This is a genomic window from Mycolicibacter senuensis, from assembly GCF_003284925.1.
Classification (GTDB): domain Bacteria; phylum Actinomycetota; class Actinomycetes; order Mycobacteriales; family Mycobacteriaceae; genus Mycobacterium; species Mycobacterium algericum_A.
This window is the reverse complement of the sequence record NZ_QMEX01000184.1, coordinates 1-6,238: the sequence shown is the minus strand read 5'-3', so window position 1 is coordinate 6,238 and position 6,238 is coordinate 1. Positions and strand designations below refer to the sequence as shown.

The 6,238-nt window shown below is 69.2% G+C and carries 6 protein-coding genes; 2 read left to right on the top strand and 4 right to left on the bottom strand.

Annotated elements, in window-relative coordinates; all coding sequences use genetic code 11:
• Positions 1 to 6: 6 nt before the first annotated feature.
• Positions 7 to 612, bottom strand: a complete 606-nt coding sequence (locus tag DQP56_RS21990; protein ID WP_112689048.1) for a YqgE/AlgH family protein — start codon at positions 610 to 612, stop codon at positions 7 to 9.
• A gap of 130 nt (positions 613 to 742) precedes the next feature.
• On the opposite strand from DQP56_RS21990, the gene DQP56_RS21985 reads away from it, so the two are divergent.
• Both DQP56_RS21985 and DQP56_RS21980 read left to right on the top strand, forming a co-directional pair.
• Positions 743 to 2,044, top strand: coding sequence for an MFS transporter (locus DQP56_RS21985; RefSeq protein ID WP_112689046.1), 1,302 nt, complete (start codon positions 743 to 745; stop codon positions 2,042 to 2,044).
• Positions 2,037 to 2,810: a TIGR03084 family metal-binding protein gene (locus DQP56_RS21980; protein ID WP_112689044.1), complete on the top strand. Its 774-nt coding sequence runs from the start codon at positions 2,037 to 2,039 to the stop codon at positions 2,808 to 2,810. The genes DQP56_RS21985 and DQP56_RS21980 overlap by 8 nt, the downstream gene beginning before the upstream one ends.
• 191 nt (positions 2,811 to 3,001) lie before the next feature.
• Here DQP56_RS21980 and DQP56_RS21975 read toward each other — a convergent pair whose 3' ends face one another.
• The 3 genes from DQP56_RS21975 to DQP56_RS21965 form a co-directional block, all read right to left on the bottom strand.
• Entirely contained in the window at positions 3,002 to 3,850 is an 849-nt protein-coding gene (locus DQP56_RS21975) for a PE-PPE domain-containing protein (protein ID WP_234825784.1), read from the bottom strand.
• A 283-nt stretch (positions 3,851 to 4,133) separates the two neighbouring features.
• On the bottom strand, positions 4,134 to 4,664 hold the full coding sequence (locus DQP56_RS21970; protein ID WP_112689040.1) for a pullulanase: 531 nt from the start codon (positions 4,662 to 4,664) through the stop codon (positions 4,134 to 4,136).
• A 25-nt stretch (positions 4,665 to 4,689) separates the two neighbouring features.
• On the bottom strand, positions 4,690 to 6,138 hold the full coding sequence (locus DQP56_RS21965; protein WP_112689038.1) for a CCA tRNA nucleotidyltransferase: 1,449 nt from the start codon (positions 6,136 to 6,138) through the stop codon (positions 4,690 to 4,692).
• Positions 6,139 to 6,238: the final 100 nt, after the last annotated feature.

Here is a 6,238-nt window from a genome sequence, read left to right as displayed (position 1 = left end):
CCGCGCTCAGTTGCGGCTGATGTCGACCGGGTGGGTGGCCAGCAGCGCCGTGGGCCACGGCTGGCGTCGCAGCGCCCGACTCCACACGTCGACCCGGGGCGGGACCAGCACGTCTGAGGGCAAGGCCGACAGCACGATCCAGTCGTCGCGCTCGATCTCGCCTTCGAGCTGGCCGATGGTCCAGCCGGCGTAGCCGGCGAAGATCCGCACCCCCTCGACGTGGGGGGCGATGGACTCCGGTTCGGCGTCGAGGTCGACCATCACCAACCGGCCGTCTATATGGCGCACGCCCGGCACATCGTTGGGATCCGCGCCGACCTTCAACAGTCCGACGCACAATGCCGCGTCGCGTTTCACCGGGCCGCCGATGAACATCGTCTTCGGCTTGGCGGCCAGCTCGGACCACTGCGGCAACACGTTGTAGACGGCGGTCTCGCTGGGTCTGTTGAGCACCACGCCCAGCGTGCCGCCGTCGTTGTGCTCGACCACGTAGATCACGGTGCGGCGAAAGGTGGGTTCGAGCAGGTCGGTGTTGGCCAGGAGCAACGTCCCGGCCCGTACCCGATGCGCGGCGGGCGCGACGTAGTCCTCTGGGTCTTCGGGTTGCGCCACCCTCCCATCATGGCACCCGAACCCGGCGATCGGGGGCGACCTGTACCGAACGTCGAGCGACCGCCAAGATTTGTACTCTGGTCTGGGGCCGGTGCCGCGCCGCCGCCCGCGTCCGGAAGTAGGTCTTTTGGTGGACACCCGCGCACCCGCATCGCTGTGGCGATCGGCGCGCAGCCTGCCGGAGTTCTGGCGCCTGTTAGAGCTGCGTGCCGCAAGCCAGTTCGGCGACGGCTTGTTTCAGGCCGGCCTGGCCGGCGCCTTGCTGTTCAATCCCGATCGGGCCGCGGCGCCGTGGGCGATCGCGGGCGCGTTCGCCGTGCTGTTCCTGCCCTATTCGGTGCTGGGGCCGTTCGCCGGGGCACTGCTGGACCGCTGGGATCGGCGCCTGGTGCTGGTGGTGGCCAACATCGCCCGCCTGGTGCTGGTACTGGGTATCGCCGCACTGTTGGCCGTGGGCGCCGGAGATCTGCCCGTGCTGTGCGCGGCCCTGATCGCCAACGGGTTCACCCGTTTCATCGCCTCCGGGTTGTCGGCGGCGCTGCCCCACGTGGTGCCGCGCGAGCAGGTCGTCACGATGAACGCGCTGGCGATCGCCACCGGTGCGGTGGCGGCCTTCCTGGGCGCGAACTTCATGCTGGTGCCGCGCTGGCTGGTGGGCGCCAACGATCGTGGCGCGGCGTCGATCATCGCGGCGGTGGCGATCCCGGTCGCGATCGCGCTGCTGCTCTCGCTGCGTTTCGGCCGCCACGTGCTCGGCCCCGATGACACCAAGCGCGCCATCCACGGCTCGGTGCTCTACGCGGTGACGACGGGCTGGCTGCACGGGATTCGGACGGTGCGGGACCGGCCCACCGTCGCGGCGACGCTGTCGGGGCTGGCCGGCCACCGGATGGCGTTCGGCATCAACACCCTGCTGGTGCTGGTGATGGTGCGCCACGTCGGCGAGCACACGGTTTCGGGGCTGGGCACCACCGCCTTGTTCGTCGCCGCGGCCGGTGCGGGATCGTTCCTGGCCACCCTGCTCACCCCGCCGGCGGTCCACCGCTGGGGCCGGTACGCCACCGCCAACGGGGCACTGGCGGCGGCGGCGGTGATCCAGTTCGCCGGGATCGGCCTGTACCTGCCGGTGCTGGTGTTGTGCGGATTCCTGCTCGGGGTGGCCGGGCAGGTGGTCAAGCTGTGCGCGGACACCGCCATGCAGATCGACGTCGACGACGCGCTGCGCGGACACGTGTTCGCGGTGCAGGATTCACTGTTCTGGGCGTCGTTCATCCTGGCCGTGTCCGCCACCGCGGCGGTGATTCCCCCCGACGGGCAGGCGCCGTGGCTGATCGTGGCCGGAACGTTGTTGTACCTGGCCGGCCTGGCGGGGCACAGCCTGATCGGGCGGCCCCGGGATCCGGTGAGCGGCATACAGTACGGGCATGGCTGAAACCCAATCGATCGTCGCCGATCTGAGTGCCGAGAGCGACGACCTCGACACGCTGGTGGCCCCACTCACCGACAGTCAGTGGGGTACGCCCACCCCGGCGGTGGGCTGGTCCATCGCCCATCAGATCGCGCATCTGCTGTGGACGGACCGGGTCGCGTTGCTGGCCATCACCGACGAAGCCGGCTTCGGCGACCAACTCGCGGCGGCGATGGGCGATCCGACCGGCTTCGTCGACGCCGGCGCGGCCGAGTTGGCCACCGCGGCGCCGGGTGATCTGCTGGCGGACTGGCGCTCGACGCGCGCGCAGCTGCACCAAGCCCTGCTGGGTGTCCCCGACGGCCGCAAGCTGCCGTGGTTCGGCCCGCCGATGAGCGCGGCGTCCATGGCCACCGCGCGACTGATGGAGACCTGGGCGCACGGCCTGGACGTCGCCGACGCGCTCGGGGTGCGACGGGCCGCGACCGCGCGGCTGCGGTCCATCGCGCATCTGGGGGTGCGAACCCGCGACTACGCGTTCACCGTCCACAACCTGACCCCGCCGGCCGAACCGTTTCACGTGGAACTACACGCACCCGGTGGTGGGGTGTGGACGTGGGGCCCGGTGAATGCCGAGCAGCGGGTGACCGGTTCGGCTGAGCATTTCTGTTTCCTGGTCACGCAGCGCCGGCCGCTGGGCGACCTCGACGTCGCCGCGCTCGGCGCGGATGCCCAGCGCTGGCTGGAGATCGCCCAGGCTTTCGCGGGACCTCCCGGCTCCGGGCGATGAGCGCGCCAGCGCGAAGCGAGCCGGAGCCCACCCAACACAGCTCCGGGCGATGAGCGCGCCAGCGCGAAGCGAGCCGGAATTCGGCGACGAGTCGCGTCGTCAGATTTCGACTCGCTAGAGCCGTCGGGGCGCAGACTCCGCTAGCGCCGTCGGGGCGGAGACTCAGCAGAGCCGCCCGTGCCGCCAGCGGCTCAGAACCAGGCGATGATCCCGCCCAGGATCATGTCGAACGAGTTCAGCAACGCCTGGAACATGTTCACGTTGGCGGTGTCGATCATGTGGTACGTCGTGTGCCCGATCACCTCGTCGGTCGCGGAGCCGATCTCCTCCGGCGACAAGCCCAGGTATGCCAGGTGGTCGCTGAACATGCCGCCCATTTGCTGGCCGTTGTCCCAGTTCGCGAAGCCGTCGCTGGACAGCGAGTAAACGTCGGTGGTGTAGAGCTCACTGGGAGTCACCAGGCCGATGACCGAGTCGATGTGCATCATCTCGGCGAACTGATAGACCATGTTGGTCACGTCGTCATGCCAGGACTCCGGAAAGTAGCTGAGCAACGTCGGCAGGAACCCGCTGAGGAATCCACCCTCGGCTGCACTGTCCCCCACCATGACGAAATGCAGTGCGTCTAAGGGGATTCCCTGCTCGAACAGTTGCTCCTGCGCCAACCCCGCCGCCACGTTGGACTGCGAATACCCAAAAATGTAGAGCGGGTCGTCGCCGCTGAAGTCGCCCGCCTCCCACCGCGTCATGATCGCGTCGACCAGGATCTTGGTGGCGCCGCTGATACTCGCGTTGAGGTCGTTCGTCTCGGGCACCTGCAGGAAGCTCGCGTCGCCGTCTTCGGGGAATCCGTTGGGCACCAGGTACAGCGATTTGCTCAGATCGAGCCAGTTCTGATTCATCGCCGGAATCATGACCAGGGCCTCGGCGGCCAGCGCGTAGTCCAGAATCTGGCGATCGATGCGATCTGGCTGACCCACCGCGCCGATCGCCGCCGGCGCAACAATCACGGGCGCTGCCAACAGCGCGCCCACCGTCATCTTGCTCACGAGCCCTCCCCCCGCGTTCTAGCCTTAAGTGCGCTTACCGCCACCCGAACTTGTGGGAAAGCGTCCTGTTCGGATTTCGGCGTTCACTTAATCATCTTCGGCCGATCGAGTCCACCCGGGTGATCCTAACCGCTGCAGCCTCCGGTTACACCTCCGAAAAAGTGGGGGAGAGTCTCGAACAGACATTCGGAGATTTGCCCCTTGGGGGGCCGGGCGAGCTACCGCCGGACGGCGTTTCCACCCGGTGCCGGGGACGCGCCTTAACTTCGGCCGCTCACAGCGGCGTGGCCCCGTCGGCGGCCCCGTCGCCGTCGGAGTCGGTCAGTTTGATGTCCCACCGCCCATCGCCGTCGGTGTCCACGTAGGCCGCCCGGTAGCCACCCGATCCATCGCCGATCAGCACCCGATCGGCGCGGCCGTCGCCGTCGGAGTCGAGCAGCCGGTCGTTGATGCGGCCGTCGCCGTCGAAATCCACCAGTGGACCGCCGAGATGTTCGGCGTCGTCGAGTCCCGACCACCGCAACCCGCCCGATCGGTCCGCCGAGCCCGCCGCCACGCCATGCCCCCACGTGCCGGATCCGTCGTCGGTGAAAGAGGCCTCTGGTGCGCCGTCGTCGTCGAGGTCCAGCATCAGGTGGTCGGCCACTCCGTCACCGTCGAGGTCGACCAGCGCGTCGTCATGCAGCCCGTCGCCGTCGAAATCGAGTCCGATCGCATCGGCCACACCGTCGCCGTCGAGGTCGAGATCGGGCGGCCCGGTCCACATCGTCGCCGCACCGTCACCGTCGCCCAGGCAGTAATCCATACCCGGATCAGACGTGCCTGCGCCGCTAGCGGTTCCGCTGGGTCTGCCACCAGGCCAGTAGTTCGGCCGTCGCCTCGTCCCGCGACAACGGTCCCCGCTCCAAGCGCAACTCCTTGAGGAAGTTCCACGCCCGTCCCACCTGGGGCCCGGCCGGGATGTCGAGCAGCGCCATGATCTCGTTGCCGTCCAGGTCCGGCCGCACCCGCTGCAGGTCCTCCCGCTCGGCCAGCGCGGTGATGCGTGCTTCGAGCTGGTCGTAGTTGGCCTGCAGGCGTGCTGCCCGCCGCTTGTTTCGGGTGGTGCAGTCCGCGCGAACCAGCTTGTGCAGCCGGTCCAGCAGCGGTCCGGCATCGGTGACGTAGCGGCGCACCGCCGAATCGGTCCACTTTCCGTCGCCGTAGCCGTGGAAGCGCAGGTGCAGATACACCAGCTGCGAGACATCGTCGACCATCTGCTTGGAGTACCGCAGCGCGCGCATGCGCTTGCGCGCCATCTTCGCCCCCACCACCTCGTGGTGGTGAAAGCTCACCCCGCCGTCGGGCTCGTGGCGGCGGGTGGCGGGCTTGCCGATGTCATGCAGCAGCGCCGCCCAGCGCAGCACCAGATCAGGACCGCCCCGAGGGTCCTCGAGCTCGATCGCCTGCCGCAGCACGGTCAGGGAATGCTGGTAGACGTCCTTGTGCTGGTGGTGCTCGTCGATCGCCATCCGCATGGCGCCGACCTCGGGCAACACCACCTCGCCCATCCCGCTGGCCACCATCAGGTCGATGCCGGCTGGGGGGTCGGCGCCCAACAGCAGCTTGTCCAGTTCGGCGGCCACCCGCTCGGGGGTGATGCGGGAAAGCTGCTCGGCCATCTCCTCGATCGCGGCGCGCACCCGCGGCGCCACCGTGAAGCCGAGTTGCGAAACGAACCGGGCGGCGCGCAGCATCCGCAGCGGATCGTCGCCGAAGGAGTCCTGCGGCGCCGTCGGTGTGTCCAGCACCCCGGCCCGTAACGCCGCCAGGCCGCCGAGCGGGTCGAGGAACTCCCCCGGACCGGCTCCGGTGATACGGACCGCCATCGCATTGGCGGTGAAATCCCGGCGCACCAGGTCCTCGTGCAGCGAATCCCCGAAGCGCACTTCGGGATTACGCGACACCCGATCATATTTGTCGGCCCGGAACGTGGTGATCTCCACGCGGTACCCGCCCAGGCCGGCACCGATGGTGCCGAATTCGATCCCGGTGTCCCACAGCGCCTCGGCGCGGCCCCGCAGCAGCTGCTGCACCTGCTCGGGGCGGGCGTCGGTGGTGAAGTCCAGGTCGGGGCTGGACCGGCCCAGCAGGGCGTCGCGGACCGATCCGCCCACCAGGTACAGCTGGTGGCCGGCCGCGTCGAACATGGCGCCGAGGTCGCGCAGCAGCTCGGCGTGCCGGTTCAGGGCGACCGCCGCCGCTGTCAGCAGGTCGGCATCCTGGTGGGCTTCGGGCACGTTCGATGAGCTTAGACGGTGGGGCACGCCGGGCCCTCATTCCCGGCCGCCGGCGAGCGGGTGTGCGATTCGGTCGGTTTCGCGCCCTCGGCGAGCCGGA

Bases quoted from the DNA above. Each gene is read 5' to 3' on its own strand.
- DQP56_RS21980 (WP_112689044.1), top strand. From the start codon at position 2,037: ATGGCTGAAACCCAATCGATCGTCGCCGATCTGAGTGCCGAGAGCGAC.
- DQP56_RS21975 (WP_234825784.1), bottom strand. From the start codon at position 3,850: ATGACGGTGGGCGCGCTGTTGGCAGCGCCCGTGATTGTTGCGCCGGCG.
- DQP56_RS21970 (WP_112689040.1), bottom strand. From the start codon at position 4,664: ATGGATTACTGCCTGGGCGACGGTGACGGTGCGGCGACGATGTGGACC.